Source organism: Myxacorys chilensis, from assembly GCF_059505265.1.
Genome location: NZ_JCACKG010000281.1, coordinates 1 through 17237, shown reverse-complemented (window position 1 = coordinate 17237; position 17237 = coordinate 1). Strand labels below are relative to the sequence as shown.

General features: G+C 47.4%; 19 protein-coding genes. 12 read left to right on the top strand and 7 right to left on the bottom strand.

Annotation, left to right across the window (positions count from 1 at the left end):
• Positions 1 to 204: 204 nt before the first annotated feature.
• Together AC5JLB_RS28520 and AC5JLB_RS28515 are read right to left on the bottom strand one after the other, a co-directional pair.
• A complete protein-coding gene (locus tag AC5JLB_RS28520; RefSeq protein ID WP_495697156.1) occupies positions 205 to 864 on the bottom strand; it encodes a sigma-70 family RNA polymerase sigma factor in 660 nt (219 codons plus the stop codon).
• 150 nt (positions 865 to 1014) lie between these two features.
• Positions 1015 to 1188, bottom strand: a complete 174-nt coding sequence (locus AC5JLB_RS28515) for a QAALIT motif small membrane protein (RefSeq protein ID WP_495877216.1) — start codon at positions 1186 to 1188, stop codon at positions 1015 to 1017.
• Positions 1189 to 1504: 316 nt separating this feature from the next.
• Here AC5JLB_RS28515 and AC5JLB_RS28510 point away from each other — a divergent pair, with 316 nt between their 5' ends.
• On the top strand, positions 1505 to 2068 hold the full coding sequence (locus AC5JLB_RS28510) for a L,D-transpeptidase (protein WP_495877215.1): 564 nt from the start codon (positions 1505 to 1507) through the stop codon (positions 2066 to 2068).
• A gap of 88 nt (positions 2069 to 2156) precedes the next feature.
• On the opposite strand, the gene AC5JLB_RS28505 is transcribed toward AC5JLB_RS28510, so the two are convergent.
• Positions 2157 to 2699 carry a late competence development ComFB family protein gene (locus AC5JLB_RS28505; protein WP_495697159.1) on the bottom strand — a complete coding sequence of 181 codons (543 nt, stop codon included), beginning with the start codon at positions 2697 to 2699 and terminating at the stop codon, positions 2157 to 2159.
• Between the two features lie 329 nt (positions 2700 to 3028).
• Between AC5JLB_RS28505 and AC5JLB_RS28500 the strand changes: the two genes are divergently transcribed.
• Entirely contained in the window at positions 3029 to 5395 is a 2367-nt protein-coding gene (locus AC5JLB_RS28500; RefSeq protein WP_495877214.1) for a monovalent cation:proton antiporter family protein, read from the top strand.
• Between the two features lie 138 nt (positions 5396 to 5533).
• Here AC5JLB_RS28500 and AC5JLB_RS28495 read toward each other — a convergent pair whose 3' ends face one another.
• A complete protein-coding gene (locus AC5JLB_RS28495; protein WP_495877213.1) occupies positions 5534 to 5749 on the bottom strand; it encodes an Hfq-related RNA-binding protein in 216 nt (71 codons plus the stop codon).
• Positions 5750 to 5842: 93 nt separating this feature from the next.
• Here AC5JLB_RS28495 and dapF point away from each other — a divergent pair, with 93 nt between their 5' ends.
• Entirely contained in the window at positions 5843 to 6685 is an 843-nt protein-coding gene (dapF, locus tag AC5JLB_RS28490) for a diaminopimelate epimerase (protein WP_495877212.1), read from the top strand.
• 87 nt (positions 6686 to 6772) lie between these two features.
• Here dapF and AC5JLB_RS28485 read toward each other — a convergent pair whose 3' ends face one another.
• Entirely contained in the window at positions 6773 to 6994 is a 222-nt protein-coding gene (locus AC5JLB_RS28485; RefSeq protein ID WP_495877211.1) for a DUF4327 family protein, read from the bottom strand.
• 355 nt (positions 6995 to 7349) lie between these two features.
• On the bottom strand, positions 7350 to 8384 hold the full coding sequence (pdxA, locus tag AC5JLB_RS28480; protein WP_495877210.1) for a 4-hydroxythreonine-4-phosphate dehydrogenase PdxA: 1035 nt from the start codon (positions 8382 to 8384) through the stop codon (positions 7350 to 7352).
• Between the two features lie 148 nt (positions 8385 to 8532).
• Here pdxA and petM point away from each other — a divergent pair, with 148 nt between their 5' ends.
• A complete protein-coding gene (petM, locus tag AC5JLB_RS28475) occupies positions 8533 to 8637 on the top strand; it encodes a cytochrome b6-f complex subunit PetM (RefSeq protein ID WP_162422272.1) in 105 nt (34 codons plus the stop codon).
• A gap of 61 nt (positions 8638 to 8698) precedes the next feature.
• Here the strand turns inward: petM and AC5JLB_RS28470 are convergent, their stop codons facing one another.
• Positions 8699 to 9115, bottom strand: a complete 417-nt coding sequence (locus tag AC5JLB_RS28470) for an ArsR/SmtB family transcription factor (RefSeq protein WP_495877209.1) — start codon at positions 9113 to 9115, stop codon at positions 8699 to 8701.
• A gap of 336 nt (positions 9116 to 9451) precedes the next feature.
• On the opposite strand from AC5JLB_RS28470, the gene AC5JLB_RS28465 reads away from it, so the two are divergent.
• The 8 genes from AC5JLB_RS28465 to AC5JLB_RS28430 all read left to right on the top strand — a co-directional run bounded on the left by AC5JLB_RS28465 (position 9452) and on the right by AC5JLB_RS28430 (position 17189).
• Positions 9452 to 10438 carry an SDR family oxidoreductase gene (locus AC5JLB_RS28465; protein ID WP_495877208.1) on the top strand — a complete coding sequence of 329 codons (987 nt, stop codon included), beginning with the start codon at positions 9452 to 9454 and terminating at the stop codon, positions 10436 to 10438.
• 116 nt (positions 10439 to 10554) lie between these two features.
• Positions 10555 to 11493 carry an NAD(+) kinase gene (locus AC5JLB_RS28460; RefSeq protein WP_495877207.1) on the top strand — a complete coding sequence of 313 codons (939 nt, stop codon included), beginning with the start codon at positions 10555 to 10557 and terminating at the stop codon, positions 11491 to 11493.
• 172 nt (positions 11494 to 11665) lie between these two features.
• A complete protein-coding gene (nblR, locus tag AC5JLB_RS28455) occupies positions 11666 to 12364 on the top strand; it encodes a response regulator transcription factor NblR (protein WP_495877206.1) in 699 nt (232 codons plus the stop codon).
• Between the two features lie 17 nt (positions 12365 to 12381).
• A complete protein-coding gene (locus AC5JLB_RS28450) occupies positions 12382 to 12921 on the top strand; it encodes a DUF192 domain-containing protein (RefSeq protein WP_495877205.1) in 540 nt (179 codons plus the stop codon).
• 453 nt (positions 12922 to 13374) lie between these two features.
• The gene (locus tag AC5JLB_RS28445) at positions 13375 to 13572 is read left to right on the top strand and encodes a DUF2949 domain-containing protein (RefSeq protein ID WP_495697170.1); all 198 of its coding nucleotides are present in this window, start codon (positions 13375 to 13377) and stop codon (positions 13570 to 13572) included.
• 63 nt (positions 13573 to 13635) lie between these two features.
• Complete coding sequence (locus AC5JLB_RS28440; protein ID WP_495877204.1) at positions 13636 to 14793, top strand: glycosyltransferase; 1158 nt, start codon at positions 13636 to 13638, stop codon at positions 14791 to 14793.
• Between the two features lie 126 nt (positions 14794 to 14919).
• Positions 14920 to 16056 carry a glycosyltransferase gene (locus tag AC5JLB_RS28435; RefSeq protein WP_495877203.1) on the top strand — a complete coding sequence of 379 codons (1137 nt, stop codon included), beginning with the start codon at positions 14920 to 14922 and terminating at the stop codon, positions 16054 to 16056.
• On the top strand, positions 16056 to 17189 hold the full coding sequence (locus tag AC5JLB_RS28430) for a glycosyltransferase family 4 protein (protein WP_495877202.1): 1134 nt from the start codon (positions 16056 to 16058) through the stop codon (positions 17187 to 17189). The genes AC5JLB_RS28435 and AC5JLB_RS28430 overlap by 1 nt, the downstream gene beginning before the upstream one ends.
• The last annotated feature ends 48 nt before the right edge of the window (positions 17190 to 17237 follow it).

Sequence of the window (17237 nt, the reverse complement as noted above, 5' to 3'; positions counted from 1 at the left end):
GCATGGACTTATCACGCGGATCAAATCTGGGATTCATTTGGGATCACTTCTGTTAGGAGAATACCCACTCAACGAATGAGAGCTTCTGGCTCATCTACTCCTCAACTAGCTACTCTAACAACTAGAGCTTTCATTTTGGAGAATACTATCAAAACCACGCCGTAAATTCACGTAACTAACGTAACAGTACGGAGATTTTGACGGTTACTTGCCATCAAGGTATTGCTGCAACTGAGTCTGTAAACGTAAACGTGCTCTAGCAATTCTAGACTTTACCGTTCCTAGAGAAACGCCTGTAATTTCTGCGATTTCTTCATACGCCATGCCTTCGATTTCGCGGAGGACGATAGTAGTACGAAAGACTTCGGGCAAGTCTGCGATCGCATCATTCAACTGGTCATAGAACTCGCGGGTGCTTAACTCTTCATCGGGACCGGGCGTTTCTGAGGCAATTTCCCAATCAAGTTCGCCATCTTCAAGGGAGAGTGGAGCGTCCAATGAGAGCGGACTCGCTGTACGCTTCCGTTTGCGTAACTCGTCGTAAAACAAATTGGTCGCAATGCGGCTCAACCAACCTCTAAACTTCACAGGCTCATTCAGCCGGGGAATGTTGCGGTAGACCCGAATCCAAACTTCTTGTGCGAGATCAGCACGGTCTTGCCAATCGGGAGCAAGATGATAGAGAACTTTGTCTACGTGCGATTGATATCGCCGCATGAGTTCAGCGAACACCGCTTTCTCTGGACGATGCCCGACTTGACACTGAAGTACTAAATCGTAATTAGAGAGTTTTTCTGCTTGCACTGGCGTTTGAGGAACCGCTACCTCAACCGAAGACCAGGATACAGGAAAGGACTGACTCATGGGCGGAAGCTCAAAGATGTTCTAGTTTCCAAATCTTCTGACCGCTCTGTATCAAGGAAAGTTCCCTTAGGTTGGGAAATTTGTTCGGTTGTGTTACCAGCATATCTTGCTCTAGACCTAAAAGATGCTTCTACAGACAGAGATAAAAGGTCACGGGTAAGAAGATGGAGTTGTGTTATTAGGAGTATTTGAAGCAATAAAGCTCGCTATCGAATCGCGAGCTTGTTCGAGTTGCGGCGAAATTCTAGCAGTTGGCGTCGAAAGTTGCTGCAACCAACTTAAAGAAAAGGTGATGACGATCGCTAATAGCAACTTTTCACGCATAGCGGTAGCTCCTCACACATCAAACATGAATACATCACACCACTCGACAGCATTGTAGGTTTGGGTTTGGTTTTTGAACCTAACTCTACCCATTCTTCACAAAGTGATGTAGCAAATTAGCCTTAAATCGCTCACCTCAACTAAAAATTACTGATTCTAGTTAAAGCGTTTGGATTTGCTGTTTTCTTATGGTGATTCCTTTTCAACGCGATCAGTTCCGGGAGAAACCAGATATTTTAGGTTTATTTAATGGTCTTCCAAAGGCTAAATTGGGAACACCGAAGCATTTGCCGTAAGGAAATTTTGCGATCACATCATGGCTACTAAGCTTCAAACGTCTCCTATCGCACATCATCTTATGCTGCTCTGCATTGGGTCAGGACTCTTGCTGCTTGGCGCTCAACGACATAAAGTGGGTTTAGCAACTCTGACGTGGCCCTCGGTTTTGGCTGACTCTCGACCGAAACCTGTGGCCGTGTTATTACCAGTATCGACATTTAACTTGGTCGTGGATTTAAGCGATCGCAGGGTCTACGTTTATCAAGGCAAAGCAGTCAAGAAAAGCTTTCCAGTCGCAATTGGCAAAGAAGGCTGGGAAACGCCACTCGGATCATTCACAGTCTTCCAGAAATATCAAAATCCCGTTTGGCAACATCCCATTACAGGAGAAGTAATTCCACCAGGCGATCGCAATCCTTTGGGAAAATGGTGGCTCGGTTTCTACAATCACGGTAAGCTGCTGATCGGGTTTCACGGCACGCCCGATGAATCGCTACTTGGAGAAGCTGTTTCGCATGGCTGTCTTCGCATGAAAAATGCTGATATTGAAGCGCTTGCAAAACAAATAGAGTTGGGAACTCCAGTGAGTGTTCGCCCATAAAAACACCCGCTATCCTTGCAGATCACGGGTGTCCTCAAACTAAAATCTTCAATTTGCTTGAATACTGTAATAGTTTGATCGCTTAGGGTTACTTGGGTTCTGGCTCAAAGGTAGGGGCATAGGCTTGCAGTAAGGCATTAACCTGAGTGAGAATTTCGTCTTTAGAGTTTTTGCCGAACGCTTGCCGTTCAGGAAAGAAGTCAGGGCGATCTAGATTACGGGCGATCGCTTCTCCCACTTGCTGAGCGATGAGCCCTTGCAGTTCTTCTTTGGCTCTTTGTCGCTGATAACTAGCGCCCTCCTCCGTGGTGGCATAGAGCGGTAGCAAACGGTTTAGAGCATAAGCCGCAATATCGCCTAGATCTAAGGTGCGATCGCTCGTGGCCTCGATCTCTGCCACCCGCGCGATCGCTTCCGTTAATACTAATTCTTCCATTACGTTAATAAACTGCTTGCGAGGAACTGCGACAACTTCGCCTGTTAGTAGCGATCCCATCAGGCGATCCAGCGCCATGTATTCCTCAATCGACAGTTCCGAGGCAGTATCGCAAATCCGTCCGACCTCCGCTTCCATTGCTGGTGTCAAATAGCCATCTTGTAGGGCTTGTTCAACAATTTTCTCAATGCTCATAGCGCTTCCCTAAACTCCAAAGCAGCAGTTTGTACAGATAACCCCCGAATCATTTTGCCCTAGTTTCGGTGTCGGACAACACGATCAGTTAAATCTCGGTCAACGTAATGGTTGACAAAGTTATATAGAGTAAGCGATTTACAGAAACTCCTTGAGCTAAGACTTGTATCATATACAACCCGTCTTGTCTTCACCCGTTTAGGAAAAAGCAAGATTCGTTAAAGAATTAATCTACGATTGCTCTGTAAATCGCCGTTTGGACTTGACCGATTCTCAGGAAAACTTAGTATTCTGAAGTTTATAGACTGTAATAATTTTCTAATAAAGCTGTGCAAGAAGACTTCAGGCTAATTGTTGATCTCGTCTTGGTTCTGGCGGCAGCAGCAGGAGGCGGACTGCTAGCAGCACTATTAAAGCAACCCGTTTTGCTTGGATATCTGCTAGCAGGAGTTGTGGTCGGTCCGACCGGACTAGGGTTAATCAAAGAAATTATTCAGGTCGAGACGTTGGCGCAGTTTGGCGTCGCTTTTCTACTATTTGCGCTGGGAGTCGAGTTTTCATTCTCAGAATTGAAGAAGGTGAAGGGGATCAGCCTTGGTGGAGGAGGCTTACAGATTACCTTAACTATTGTAATAACGACCCTTGTTTCATTAGGCATGGGATGGGTAACGTCGCCGCCGCAAGGGGTGTTTCTTGGGGCGATTCTATCGCTATCGTCAACGGCAGTCGTGTTGAAGTGCTTGATGGAGCGCAACGAGACCGGCACACCTCATGGACAGGTCATGTTAGGGATGCTGGTGGTTCAAGATCTGGCACTGGGTTTAATGCTGGCGGTGCTGCCTGCCCTCGATAAGCCTGTTCAAGACATCGGATTAGCCGTAGGGTGGGCACTGCTACAAACTGGATTATTCGCTTTGGGTGCGATCGCAGCAGGAATCTGGATCATTCCGCCGTTATTAAAACTATTAGCTAAAACCGAAAGTCGAGAATTATTTCTATTGGGGGTCGTTGCCATTTGTTTTGGCATTGCGCTGCTAACTGAACATTTAGGTCTGTCGATCGAAATGGGAGCGTTTGTCGCAGGCTTGATGATTTCGGAGGTAGAGTACGCCGATCAAACGCTGGCTTATGTTGAGCCGTTGCGCGATATTTTCGCGGCGCTATTTTTTGCCGCGATCGGTATGCTGATCGATCCCGTGTTTCTTTGGAGCAATTTAGAACTCATTTTAGGCTTAGTCGCGCTAGTCTTTGTCGGTAAGTTCTTGATCGTGACGCCCATTGTTCGAGGATTTCGCTATCCGCTCAAGACAGCCTTGCTGACTGGATTGGGTCTCGCCCAAATCGGAGAGTTCTCCTTTGTATTGGCAAGTGAGGGGCGATCGCTGGGATTAGTCTCTCGTCACGTTTATTTGTTGATTTTAGGCACAACCGCTGTAACGTTGGTTCTGACGCCGTTTGTGTTGCGACTGATCCCGACGCTTTTTACCTGGGCAGAATCGATTCCTTGGCTGGCGAGGTATTTAGATCAGTCCGATCTTCCCCTGGCTATCTCGGATGATCTGCCGACTCAGAATCACGTTGTCGTTTGTGGTTATGGTCGTATTGGACGTAATATTGTTCGTCTCTTGCAAGATCGCAATTATCCAGTCTTGGTGATTGATCAATCTGAAAGTCGTATTCAGAAAGTTCGCGAGGCAGGACTGCCCTATATTTACGGCAACGCTGTGAGTCTGCATGTTCTCGAAAAAGCAGGGGTTGCTCATGCGCAAGGCATGGCGATCTCGCTTCCCGATGCGATGAGTACTCGTCTTTGTCTCAAGCGATCGCTCGAAATTTCGCCCGAGTTAGATGTTGTGGTCCGGGCAATCCGAGACAAAGATATTGAATTGCTCTATCAGTTGGGGGCAAAAGAAGTTGTTCAACCCGAATTTGAAGCGAGCTTAGAACTGTCAGCCCATCTGTTGAATGGCGTTGGACTGACTCCAGCAGCCGTTCAGCGAGAGGTTCAGCAAATCCGGAATTCTCACTACCTTGAACTTCGTCCCGAACGTCCTTCCTCAGAAATCTCCCGAGATTTGGAAGCGGCGACTAAAGAGATGAACAGCCGATGGTACAGCCTGCCTGACCTCTCGCCTTTGACCGGAATGACGTTAGAAGAAGCAGATATGCGGCGGCTAACTGGGGTAGCGTTGATGGCAATTCGGCGGGCGGGTGGAGGAGAAATTGATTATCCCGATCCTCAAACCACCTTAGAACAGGGCGATCGCTTACTGCTGGTTGGAGAACCCGACGAAATTGCGACCTTTGCTGAATTGGCGAAAGGAGAAGCGGCAGTTCCTGCCTTTAATGCGTCGTGCCAATGGTTAGAAGTTCCATCAGAAAGTCCAATTGCTGGCAAAACCCTGGCGGATCTCGATGTATTAGATCAGTACGGCATCCGAGTACAAGCCGTGCGGCGTGAAGGCAAGTTCTTGCGGTTTCCTGACAATCAAGTCGATATTCAGGTTGGCGATCGACTGTTACTCTGCGGAGGGTTTCACTCTCTCATTCAAGCGAATCAAGCCATTAGCGCAACGCCCAACCCCGATGGAACTACCGCCCAGCCATTATTTCCTGACGGTCAAGTTCCACTTTCAACCGTCAGCTTAAATGGGGCAGAATACGCGATCGCAGACGATTTGACAGAGCCATCCTAATAGCGGGCGTTTAGCAAGTAATCGCTAGATTGGAGCAAAAGCCAAGGGTAGAGATGTACGACGGTGCATCTCTACGAATTCCACCTGATCGCAGCGTTGACCCAATAGCCGATACAACTTGCCTACAGTTTTGGTCTACTACAATTTCGGTTTAATGAATGCAATCGCTTGCCGCCAAATAATTGTCGGCTGATCGTGGGGATCAAGCAAACAAATACAGTGAGTGTCTTGCCAACGCACTTTACCTGTCAGCACATCCCCCGTCGCAAGTTTCATCTCAACTTCTGTTTCTTCACGAATTATGGTTTGAATTTGACGAGTGCTTGGCAATCCAGTATCTAGTTCTAACGCCATAATTAAATTCCTTCATCTACCGCTCTAACGTTTATAGAGTGCCTCAATCGTCACAACTCTGCACATTTAACCAATCTACGTTTCTAAAAGCCCATGACTATCGAATTCACAAAGTACCACGGGATCGGCAACGACTTTATTTTGATCGACAATCGAGCTTCAGTAGACCCACTTCTAACGCCAGAACAAGCGATAAAGATGTGCGATCGCCACTTTGGGATCGGCGCAGACGGGGTAATTTTCGCCTTGCCAGGGCAAGACGGAGCCGACTACACCATGCGGATTTTCAACTCCGACGGTTCCGAACCCGAAATGTGCGGCAATGGAATTCGCTGCTTGGGACGGTTCTTAGCAGACCTAGAAACTGCCGAAGCGGGCGCATCTAAAGCGCAATATCAGATTCATACCTTGGCAGGTATGATGACGCCGAAATTAGAGGAGAATGGTCAAGTCACAGTCAATATGGGAGAGCCTCGACTGTTAGCAAGAGAAATTCCGACAACATTGGCGGCTGCCGATCAGAAAATCGTGAATCAACCGCTAGAGGTCGCTGGCAAAACGTGGAACGTGACCTGCGTCAGTATGGGAAATCCTCACTGCATCACGTTCGTTGAAGACGTAGCTGAAATTGCGCTTGAGCAACTTGGTCCTCAGTTTGAAAATCACGCTGTCTTTCCACAACGCATCAATACTGAATTCATTCAAGTGGTGCGATCGGACTATCTCAAAATGCGCGTCTGGGAACGCGGAGCAGGTATCACCTTGGCCTGTGGAACAGGAGCCTGTGCGTCCCTCGTAGCAGGAGTCTTGAACGAAAAGTGCGATCGCAGAGCTACCGTTGAGCTTCCCGGCGGATCTTTAGCAATCGAGTGGGCAACAGATAACCGGATCTACATGACTGGGCCAGCAGAAAAAGTTTTTACTGGAATTGCCTAGCATCAAAGAGGTCTGAGATTGGCGATGCCGTAAACCTCAGACCTTCTTATGTTCAGACTTCGTTGTATGAAAGATGTGTAGAGGGAATTAGTCGTTTTCCCAAGACTCATGGCCCATCAAGTCTCCGATGCGATCGCGCAGGAGAAACCCATGATGCTCTAGTTCTGCCTCAAAATGAACCCATTCGCGGGCAGGAATGTGCTTGCAGAGTGTGTAGATGGGTTGATACCGGCTGACAGTTCCTTGATCAACCAATTGACGCACTTCGTCCTGAATTAAGCTAAGCGAATATTGTGCAGCTTGAAGCATATGGCACCTTCTTGTATCAAATATCAGAAATTGCGGTGTGAAATAGGAAGTTAAAACTCTGGATCTGAATATAATGACAGTCGAACCAGAAAAACTTGGCAGAAATCGGCTTGATTTCAGTTTTGAGGCAAAACTTTAACGTGGGCTGTATTTTGGTAGTGAGATATACCAAATCTTCCCTATATTGTTAGCTAATCAACCTAAAAAATCAATTCAGCCTTAGGTGTGAAGTCAGGAGACTTTGACACAACCTCTCCCTTCGGAGGTAGCGCAAAAAACCTACTTAATCAATCATGATGTTGCCCTGAGCAACACTGCGCAGAATGGCAATCGGCGGGTCATAACTCCAGTGGAATTACGCTTGTGAAGCATTCTGCTTTCGCTGCGCTAGCTCAACAGCAAGCTGAATAGCGGCTTTCATGCTGGTCGCATCAGCAATCCCTTTACCTGCAATATCAAAGGCAGTTCCGTGGTCAGGAGAGGTCCGAATAAAAGGCAACCCAATCGAGGTGTTAACCGCGCGATCGAACGCCATCAGCTTGACCGGAATTAAGCCTTGATCATGATAAAGCGCCAAATACCCATCATGGGCGTTCCCTGCTCCTGTGCCAAACCAAGCTTGGCCCGGCTTTACCCAAAGGGTATCAGGTGGTAGAAGACCCTCTAGTGTGGCTTGAGGAAACTGAAGCCGCATCGCGTCGAGCCAAGCACTCATCCACTCGACTTCTTCGTGCCCCAGTTGTCCTTGTTCACCACTATGAGGATTGAGACCTGCGATCGCAATCCGAGGTTGAGCGATGCCAAAGTCGCGCTGCAAACACTCTAAAAGCAGATCTAATTTAAGCGTGAGGAGTTCTGGTGTTAGGGTCTCCGATACTTGACAGAGCGGGACATGAGTTGTGGCTAATAACGTCCGCAACGTCCATTCTGTATGAGGAGATCGAGCGACGAATAGCATTCCAAAGCGACTGACGCCAGCTCGCTCCGCTAGAAGTTCAGTCTGTCCAGGATAAATATGTCCTGCGGCTTTCCAAGCCGATTTTGCAATAGGAGCAGTTACTAAACTATCAAACTCTCCGTTCAAGGTATGCGCGATCGCGTTGTCCAACCACCGGAAACTTGCATCACCACTAGCAGCAGTCTCAACGCCAACTGTGACTGGACTGGGTATCCCTGTTTCTAAAATATTGAACTGATGGGGATCTGCTAAAGCACCCCTACAAACTGGCTTCAAGCGATCGTAGGCGTCTTGTAGATAGGCAGAACTCCCAGAGATCGTAATGTCTGCCCCTGCGATCACGATTGGATCTGCAAGCGCTTTCAAAACGACTTCTGCTCCAATTCCTGCAGGATCCCCAAGCGTAATAATTAAACGAGAACGGTTGATCATCAAATTTACAAAATCGTAAAAACCAGCCTTGGAACTGCTCTAGAATACGTTATGCAGGAAATCCTATCTCAGGAATGACGCCTGTTTATTTAAGTCAGGTCGCCTAGCGCACAACCGACTAATATTCCTTATCTGGAGAAATCACATCATGGCTGGAGAGATTTTTAATACTGCCTTCTTAGCGTTTAGCCTCATCCTTGTCGGGTTGTCCCTGGGCTTCTTGCTACTCAAGCTCCAAGGGGGAGAAGAATAAGCAAAGGCAAAGGAAAAAGGAAAACTGCACTCTCAGGATCTGCCCTTTCCCTTTTTCCTATTTAATCCTCTTCATCTAAGTGTTCAGCCACCTCGCGATACAGATTGAACACATGATGATCCTTGAGGGAATAGAAAACATTGCGCCCTTGCTTGCGATATCCCACTAAACGCATTGCCCGCAACGCTCGAAGCTGGTGCGAAACGGCTGACTCGCTCATCTCTACTGCCGCTGCAAGGTCACAAACGCATAACTCCTGAACCGCCAGCATAGACAAAATTCTTAATCGATTCGTATCGCCCAGTAGACTGAAGAACTCTGCCATTTGCTGCGCCTTTTTCAGGTCGAGTATTTTCTGCTGCAAATGGCGAACATTGCCTAGATCAACTGGATGTTGAACAGTGCAATTTAACGGTTCTGCTAGGGGCGAAGGCATACTGTCGGGCGGCTGGGCGGGAAGCGAATTTAAGTTCGACATAGCAAAAGATGTTGGCAGTAGTAGCTGGGCAGCTTCTCAAAGCATCACACTGCCTAGAGATAAGGATTGTCTCCAGCGTAGCGTACGCCTTTTTCAAAACGGACTAAACCCAAGTCCCAGTTTTTGCTTTAGATGATTGAACTTTGCTTCAACCGTCTTGACCTTGTTCAAACCCGTGCTTCACCCGTAATCGCGGGCTATGTAAGCTTGATCCATCTACGTTAGGATGAGAAGCATTAATCATAAATCTCATCTTTGAACATCAAATTTTTTACTTTAGGTCGAGATTTCTGATAAAATTTGACGAAAAGTTTACAATTTGTCACCAAACCCCTCATGAGCGTATTGATTGTGGGTGCTACTGGCACTCTTGGCAGACAGGTGACTCGTCGCGCCCTAGACGAGGGATACGAAGTTCGCTGTTTAGTTCGTAGTCCAAAGAAGGCGACATTTCTAAAGGAATGGGGCGCGGAGTTAGTAACGGGAAATCTGTGTAACCCTGATTCACTGCCAAAAGCACTAGAGGGTGTGACAGCTGTAATTGATGCTGCAACCGCACGAGCAACTGATTCACTCACCATTCGACAAGTAGATTGGGATGGCAAAGTCAACCTGATTAAGGCAGCGAAAGCGGCAGGGGTCGAGCGCTATATATTTTTCTCGATTCTAGATGCTGAAAAATTTCCGAAAGTTCCCTTGATGGACATCAAGGCTTGTACTGAAAGATTCTTGGCACAATCTGGGCTGAACTACACGATTTTGCGTCCTTGTGGATTTTTGCAAGGTCTTATTGGTCAGTATGCTATTCCAATCTTGGAGAATCAGGCGGTTTGGGTAATGGGTGACACGGCTCCAACGGCCTACATGGATACGATCGACATCGCCAAGTTTGCGGTTCGAGCGCTCAAAGTTTCTGAGACTGAAGGCAAAACCTTTCCAGTGGTTGGATCTCGCGCTTGGGCAGCCGAAGAAATTATTCAACTCTGTGAGCGGCTATCTGGTAGGGAAGCAAAAGTAACGCGGATGCCAATCGGCGTTTTACGCGGAGTCCGGCGTGTGGCTCGGTTCTTCCAGTGGACATGGAACATCGCAGATCGGCTTGCTTTTACTGAGGTGGTAGCGACAGGGAAGCCTCTCAATGCATCGATGGATGATGTATATGCGACTTTTGGTCTCGATCGCAAGGATATGACAACTCTTGAGTCTTACATGCAGGACTATTTCAGCCGAATCATGAAAAAGCTCAAAGAGGTTGAGTTTGCCCAGGCAGAGGCCAAGAAAAAACAAGAGAACAAGAAGAAAAAGACGTATCCTCGATTTTAGAAAATACGATATGTAGGGCAATCAATAGCTTTGCAGCCTCATCTAGCTCTTAAGGAATACTTCATCAATCATTCAGAGTTTATCTTTCTTTCCCGATCTCTCACTATAAATTCAGTATGCGCCCGCACAAGGTCGGCATTATTTTCAATGATGACAAACCACTCGCTTGTCAGACGGCTCAAGAGTTAGAAGACAAGTTTCGGTCTCGCGGCTGGGACGTTGTTTTGGCAACAGGAGCAGGAGGTATTTTAGGATATGCAACCCCAGAAAGTCCAGTTTGCCATACGCCCATCGATCGCTTAATGCCGCCTGGGTTTGATGTTGATATGAAATTTGCCATCGTTCTGGGCGGTGATGGCACTGTTCTGTCTGCTTGTCGGCAGGTGGCTCCTTGCCAGATTCCGCTGCTTGCCGTTAATACAGGGCACATGGGGTTTCTAACCGAAATTCTGCTCGACAAGCTGCCCGATGCGATCGAGTGTTTAATCAATGGCGATTATGAAATTGAAGAACGCACGATGCTTCGGGTGCAGATTCTTCGGCAGGACACATTGCTATGGGAAGCTTTGTGTCTAAATGAGATGGTTCTCCACCGAGAACCACTGACGAGTATGTGTCACTTTGAAGTCGAAATTGGCAAGCATACTCGCGTAGACATTGCAGCAGATGGCATTATTCTCTCAACTCCAACAGGGTCAACGGCATACTCTTTGTCGGCAGGAGGTCCGGTGATTACGCCTGGAGTTCCAGTGATCATTTTGGTTCCAATTTGTCCTCATTCATTGGCATCGCGTTCGTTAGTATTTGCTAACGATCAGCTAGTCACTCTGTTTCCCGCCGCACCAAATCGGTTGATCTTGACGGCTGATGGGAATGCAGGCTGCTATGTATTACCGGACGATCGCGTTTGTATCGGCAAAGCTCCTTACCCAGTTCGCTTTGTTCGGCTGCGACCACATGAATTCTTTCACGTGCTCAGAGAAAAGTTGGGATGGGGGCTGCCTCACATTGCAAAGCCATCTGATATTGTAAAGTCGTCTGAGCGAAGCTGTTAGAAACGGCTGAATCTGGAGGTGATGAGCTAAATTTAACTAATATTTTAAGATGCGTGCTAAAACAGGGGAGAATATTGCTCGTCACTAGTTTTCTATCTAACAGATAGACACCAGTAAACCGAGCCACGTGATCAACCGAAATGCGTCCTGTTGTGATTTTCCGGTTAATCGTATGAGCATTGTTTCTCTCGAATCTACTCCTTGTGTACTGATTGTCGAAACTGATGAATCGCTGGCTCAGCACGTCAGCCTCGATTTGAAAGAATCTGGCTATGACACGATCGTGGTTCACGATGCCTATGCTGGATTGCGTCAGGCCATGGAACGCAACCCTGCGCTAGTGGTTGTCGATCGCTTGTTGACAACGGGAGAGTCGGGATTATCGTTTTGCCAAGATCTGCGCAGTTCTGGTGCACGTGTCCCGGTGCTATTGCTAATGGCGCGAGACACCATTGACGATCGCGTAGCGTGCTTAGAGGCAGGTGCGGACGATTATTTTCTTAAGCCTTATCGTAGTGACGAGTTTCTGAAGCTCGTTCAGCTTTATCTCAAACCTGATACGCTTAGCACTGAGCAATTAAGATTTGGTGATTTGGGGTTAGATCTAGCGACGCGTCGAGCCTTGCGAAAGGGGCGGACGATCGATCTAACAATGAAAGAATTCGAGTTGCTCAAATATTTGATGGAGCATCCCCGCGAAGTACTCACCCGTGAACAAATTTTAGAGAACGTGTGGGGCTACGATTTTGTGGGAGAGTCGAATGTGATAGAAGTTTATGTCCGCTATCTGCGGCTAAAAGTCGAGGATGAAGGCGAGAAGCGTCTAATTCAGACGGTGCGCGGTGTTGGATATGTGCTAAGAGAGTCGTAATGGTGAAGGTATCGTGAGTGCGCCAGATTGTGTTGAAGTATCAAGTTGGATTCGTTGGACTAGGACTGAGCTTGTTGGTTGGATGCGCGCTATTTCAAACGTCGCAGCCTCCAAATTCATCGACGGCTGCACAGGCAAGTACTGCTTTGGGACAAATGTTGCCGATCACAGCACAAATTCAAGTTGCTGAACAACCCATCCAGCTTGAAGTCGCAAGAACTCCCCAAGAGCAAGCAATTGGATTGATGAATCGAACCAGCTTAGCGGCGAATCGCGGCATGCTGTTTATTTTTGAACCTGCTCGCCCAACGCAGTTTTGGATGAAAAACACGCTAATTCCGTTAGACATGGTTTTCCTCCAAAAAGGAATCGTGAAATATATTGCGGCTAATGCACAGCCTTGTCAATCGGCTCCGTGTCCTACCTATGGGCCTATGATCGGTGATATTGATCAAGTTGTTGAGTTAGCAGGTGGGCGGGCAAGCGAACTGAATATTAAGGTTGGCGATCGCATCCCCGTACAGTTTCTGGAGCGTAAACAACTTTTTAGAAACTGATATTTCCTATATCTAGGCAATTGAAATATTAAATTTTTTGGAAACTTTACCAAAACCTGAAATCATTAATCTAGATCTGCGATCGCATCTGCTTTAAGCATTTTGTTTAAGTTACATAAACAATCAATCTTGTGTTACATATCTTAAAAATAGCGAGGTAATCGCTCTGTAGATAGAGGTCGACATTCAATACGGCGATTATCTTGATCGCCAGTCCGCTTCTAAAACATGTTTCTATATTCAGCCACTCCTCAAAGAGAGTAGTTTCTCAAAGAGTCTTGACTATCAACAAAGCGTTTGTAATAAGTTCATTTTCAAATAATTCATTTCTCAGATTAATTCTGTTCCAATTTCAGGAGGTAGGGCAGTCCAGATTGAAGACTGAATTATACACCCATTGAAGTTTGAACAAGGTTGTCAACAAGATAGTCCACTGTACGGAGGTAATGCCCTATGGCTGTTGCAAAGCACTCTAGATTTATTGGCTTTTTACAAGACGAACTTTCACTGTCTACTGCATCAATTTCGCTTGCCTTAAGGTACCGCGAACAAAATCCAGGTCCTCTACCTATGATTTTGTGGCAGTACGGGCTAATTACCTTAGAGCAGCTAGATCGAATTTACAATTGGTTAGAGTCTGTCGAGGGCTAGATCCTAGACATTTAGCGTTCCGCTTGGATGACTAGCTGAAAACCCATTTTGGGCTGCGTTTCTGTGAAAATTCTTTTTCTCGACCAGAGTGGCAAACCTGGAGGTGCAGAACTGTGTTTGCTGGATATTGCAATGTGCCATCGCGGTCAGTGCCTTGTCGGGTTATTTGAGGACGGTGCATTTCGGCAGTTGCTAGAAGAGAACCAGATCGCGGTTCAGATATTAAGTCAAGCCGCAATTGGTGTCCGCAAGCAGAGCAGTTGGCTGGCTGGGCTTAAAAGTGTGAGACAGCTAGCGCCGCTGATTGCCAAGGTAGTGCACTTGAGTCGTCAATACGATCTCATTTACGCTAATACGCAGAAGGCGCTAGTGGTTGGCGCGATCGCCAGCCTCGTGAGTGGCCGTCCATTGGTGTATCATTTGCACGACATCCTTTCTTTAGAACACTTCAGCTCAACGAATCAACGCTTGGCGGTAGCTTTGGCGAACCGCGCTAGGTTAGTCATTGCTAATTCCCAAGCGAGCCGAACAGCTTTTATTGAAGCGGGTGGAAATCCTGAAACTGTACATGTTGTGTACAACGGATTTCATCTTCAACAGTACCAAGAGAATCACAACCAAGCTAAAATCCTCCGATTAACTTTAGAATTGCAGGAAAAATTTGTGATTGGGCATTTCAGCCGGCTGTCTCCCTGGAAAGGTCAGCACGTGCTATTGGAAGCACTGAGCCACTGCTCAGAGAATGTAGTGGCGGTTTTTGTTGGAGATGCTTTATTCGGTGAACAGGACTATGTGCAACAGTTACAGAGCCAAGTCGATCACCTAGGACTGCGCGATCGCGTTACCTTTTTGGGCTTTCGATCGGACGTCATCCCGCTGATGCAAATGTGTGATCTAGTTGTCCACACGTCAACTGTTGCTGAACCATTTGGGCGAGTAATTGTAGAAGCGATGTTGTGTGGAACGCCTGTCATTGCGGCAAAAGCGGGAGGCGCGCTGGAATTGGTTGAGTCAGGAGAAACAGGCTGGTTAGTGACTCCAGGGGATGTACACGAGTTAGCAGATGCGATCGCGCACTGTCAGCAAAACTCCACTGAGGCAGCCGCGATCGCTCAACGTGCTCAGCATGAAGCTCAGCGCCGATTTAATTTAGACACGATCAATCAGCAGAGTGCCCATCTTTTAGCATCAAAAGCTTTAAAGATTTCTTCTTCCAAGTAGCTCAATCGGGCCATTTAAATTGGTAGATAGAGGTCTAGCCCTGTCTGTCGCCAGTCCCACTAAGGACAGAGGCAAAATAGGCATCACTCAAGGGATTCTCTTACAGAGTGGAGCGCGTCCTACTTTATGAACGTGAAAGGGACATCGATCAGTATATTTTTACCTAACTTGGATGGTGGCGGAGCAGAACGCGCCATGTTGCATCTTGCCCAAGGATTTGCTGAGCGAGGAATAAAGACAGATCTAGTTTTGGCAGAAGCTGAGGGAGATTATTTAGGACTTGTTCCTTCTAGTGTCCGAATTGTTGATCTCAAGTCCACGTTTCCCGTTGTTGTCTCGAAGACCGTTGCACTGAGACGTTACTTGCAGCATGAAAAACCCACCATTATCTTCTCTGCTCTTGACATCATTAGTTCAGCGCTTTGGGCTAAGAAATGGGCTAGGCAGGTAACAGTGCCAACGAAAGTTGTGATGTGTGTGCAGACTCATCTGTCTGGGCAGTTCCAGCATGATCAGCACTACGTAGCGGCTTACATTCGCGCTTGTCTAGTGCGATGGCTTTATCCAAAATCTGATGGACTGGTGGCAGCGTCTTGGGGAACAGCAAAAGACTTAGCCCACATCACCGCTTTGCCATTAGATCGGATTCAAGTCATCTACAATCCCGTTGTGACTCCGGATGTGATTCGGAAAAGCCAGGAGCCGTTAGATCACCCCTGGTTTCTGCCTGAAGAGCCGCCTGTGGTGCTTGGGGTAGGGCGATTAGTCGGTCAAAAAGATTTTTTTACCTTGATTCGAGCCTTTCAACAGGTGCGGCAGCAGCGACGGGCACGGCTGATGATTTTAGGTGAAGGAGAAGATCGTCCACGGCTAGAGACGCTGATTCGAGAATTGAAGCTTGAACAGGATGTCGCTTTGTTTGGATTTGTAGAAAATCCTTACGTTTACATGGCTAATTCGGCGGTCTTTGTGCTCTCATCTTGCTACGAAGGGTTTGGAAATGTCGTTGCCGAAGCGATGGCAGTGGGAACGCCAATTGTAGCAACGGATTGTCCGAGCGGCCCAGCAGAGATATTAGAAAACGGCGAGTATGGCAAATTAGTGTCGATCGCAGATCCTGACTCCATGGCAACCGCGATTCTTGAAACTTTAGCTCATCCGGTGAACTCAGAAGTTCTGAAGGCGCGATCGCTGCTCTTTTCCAGCGATCACGTGGTCACGCAATATGTTGATGTTATTGAACAAATATTGCAAAATAGCTAATGCGAATTCTACACATCCTCAATGATTGTCGGGAACTCGGAAACGGAATTGTGAATGCGGCGGTTGACCTAGCCTGCTTGCAGTCACAGGCAGGATTTGAGGTGGCAGTCGCCTGTAGCGGCGGTGAATATGAAGCTTTAATGAAGCGCTACGGAGTTCAGTGTTTCTACTTAGATCAACGACGGAATCCCATTCAACTTCTCCAGGCAATACTTAAATTTCGTCGCATTGTTCAAACGTTTGCTCCCGATATCATTCATGCTCATATGATGACGGGAGCGGTTTTAGCCCGCTTTCTTCGTCAACGGAAAAGCGAATACACTTTAATATCCACGGTTCACAACGAGTATCAATCGACCTCTGTTCTCATGGGGTTAGCAGATCGCGTGATTGCAGTCAGTCAATCAGTTGCTAACTCCATGCACGATCGAGGAGTGCCAATTCACAAAATCAGTGTAGTATCAAATGGCACAATAGGAAGTCCCCGGCGACGCCCCCTGGCTGAAACGGAACCAATCTGTCTAAAGCGGCCTGCCATCACGACTGTAGCGGGTCTGTTCTACCGTAAAGGAATTGCTCAGTTAATTGAAGCCTTTGTGCAGATAGCTGACGCCAATCCAACCGTCCATTTATATTTAGTAGGGAATGGTTCGGATCGGTTAGCGTTTGAGCAGCAAGCTCTAAACAGTGCCTTTGCAGACCGAATTCATTTTGAAGGCTTTCAACCAGAGCCTCAGCGCTATTTGCTCTCAACAGACATTTTTGTGCTGGCATCTAGTCGAGAGCCGTTTGGGTTGGTCTTATCCGAAGCGCGAGAAGCCGGCTGTGCCATCATCGCGTCGGAGGTAGACGGAATTCCTGAAGTGCTTGAAGGCGGCAAGGCTGGTATCTTAGTGCCACCGGGCGATGTTTCTGCCCTCTCTACGGCACTTTCTTACCTGTTGCAGAGTCCAACTCAACTAGAGTGTTGGCAGCAGCGCGCTCAAGACCACTTAGAATGGCTCAGTGTCGATCGGGTGCATCAGGAGACGTTAGCGGTTTACCAGGATGCGATTCTACCAGGGTTCGCGTCAGCACATCAAAGACCTGGCTCGGACTGTATGCGCTTAGGAAAAGAGAGAATTACAACATGATTGAACCATCAGCAGTTAGAAAGCTAAACTCAAAGCTTTTGACAGCAA

Bases quoted from the DNA above. Each gene is read 5' to 3' on its own strand.
- AC5JLB_RS28520 (WP_495697156.1), bottom strand. From the start codon at position 864: ATGAGTCAGTCCTTTCCTGTATCCTGGTCTTCGGTTGAGGTAGCGGTT.
- AC5JLB_RS28515 (WP_495877216.1), bottom strand. From the start codon at position 1,188: ATGCGTGAAAAGTTGCTATTAGCGATCGTCATCACCTTTTCTTTAAGT.
- AC5JLB_RS28510 (WP_495877215.1), top strand. From the start codon at position 1,505: ATGGCTACTAAGCTTCAAACGTCTCCTATCGCACATCATCTTATGCTG.
- AC5JLB_RS28505 (WP_495697159.1), bottom strand. From the start codon at position 2,699: ATGAGCATTGAGAAAATTGTTGAACAAGCCCTACAAGATGGCTATTTG.
- AC5JLB_RS28495 (WP_495877213.1), bottom strand. From the start codon at position 5,749: ATGGCGTTAGAACTAGATACTGGATTGCCAAGCACTCGTCAAATTCAA.
- dapF (WP_495877212.1), top strand. From the start codon at position 5,843: ATGACTATCGAATTCACAAAGTACCACGGGATCGGCAACGACTTTATT.
- AC5JLB_RS28485 (WP_495877211.1), bottom strand. From the start codon at position 6,994: ATGCTTCAAGCTGCACAATATTCGCTTAGCTTAATTCAGGACGAAGTG.
- pdxA (WP_495877210.1), bottom strand. From the start codon at position 8,384: ATGATCAACCGTTCTCGTTTAATTATTACGCTTGGGGATCCTGCAGGA.
- petM (WP_162422272.1), top strand. From the start codon at position 8,533: ATGGCTGGAGAGATTTTTAATACTGCCTTCTTAGCGTTTAGCCTCATC.
- AC5JLB_RS28470 (WP_495877209.1), bottom strand. From the start codon at position 9,115: ATGTCGAACTTAAATTCGCTTCCCGCCCAGCCGCCCGACAGTATGCCT.
- AC5JLB_RS28465 (WP_495877208.1), top strand. From the start codon at position 9,452: ATGAGCGTATTGATTGTGGGTGCTACTGGCACTCTTGGCAGACAGGTG.
- AC5JLB_RS28460 (WP_495877207.1), top strand. From the start codon at position 10,555: ATGCGCCCGCACAAGGTCGGCATTATTTTCAATGATGACAAACCACTC.
- nblR (WP_495877206.1), top strand. From the start codon at position 11,666: ATGAGCATTGTTTCTCTCGAATCTACTCCTTGTGTACTGATTGTCGAA.
- AC5JLB_RS28445 (WP_495697170.1), top strand. From the start codon at position 13,375: ATGGCTGTTGCAAAGCACTCTAGATTTATTGGCTTTTTACAAGACGAA.
- AC5JLB_RS28435 (WP_495877203.1), top strand. From the start codon at position 14,920: ATGAACGTGAAAGGGACATCGATCAGTATATTTTTACCTAACTTGGAT.
- AC5JLB_RS28430 (WP_495877202.1), top strand. From the start codon at position 16,056: ATGCGAATTCTACACATCCTCAATGATTGTCGGGAACTCGGAAACGGA.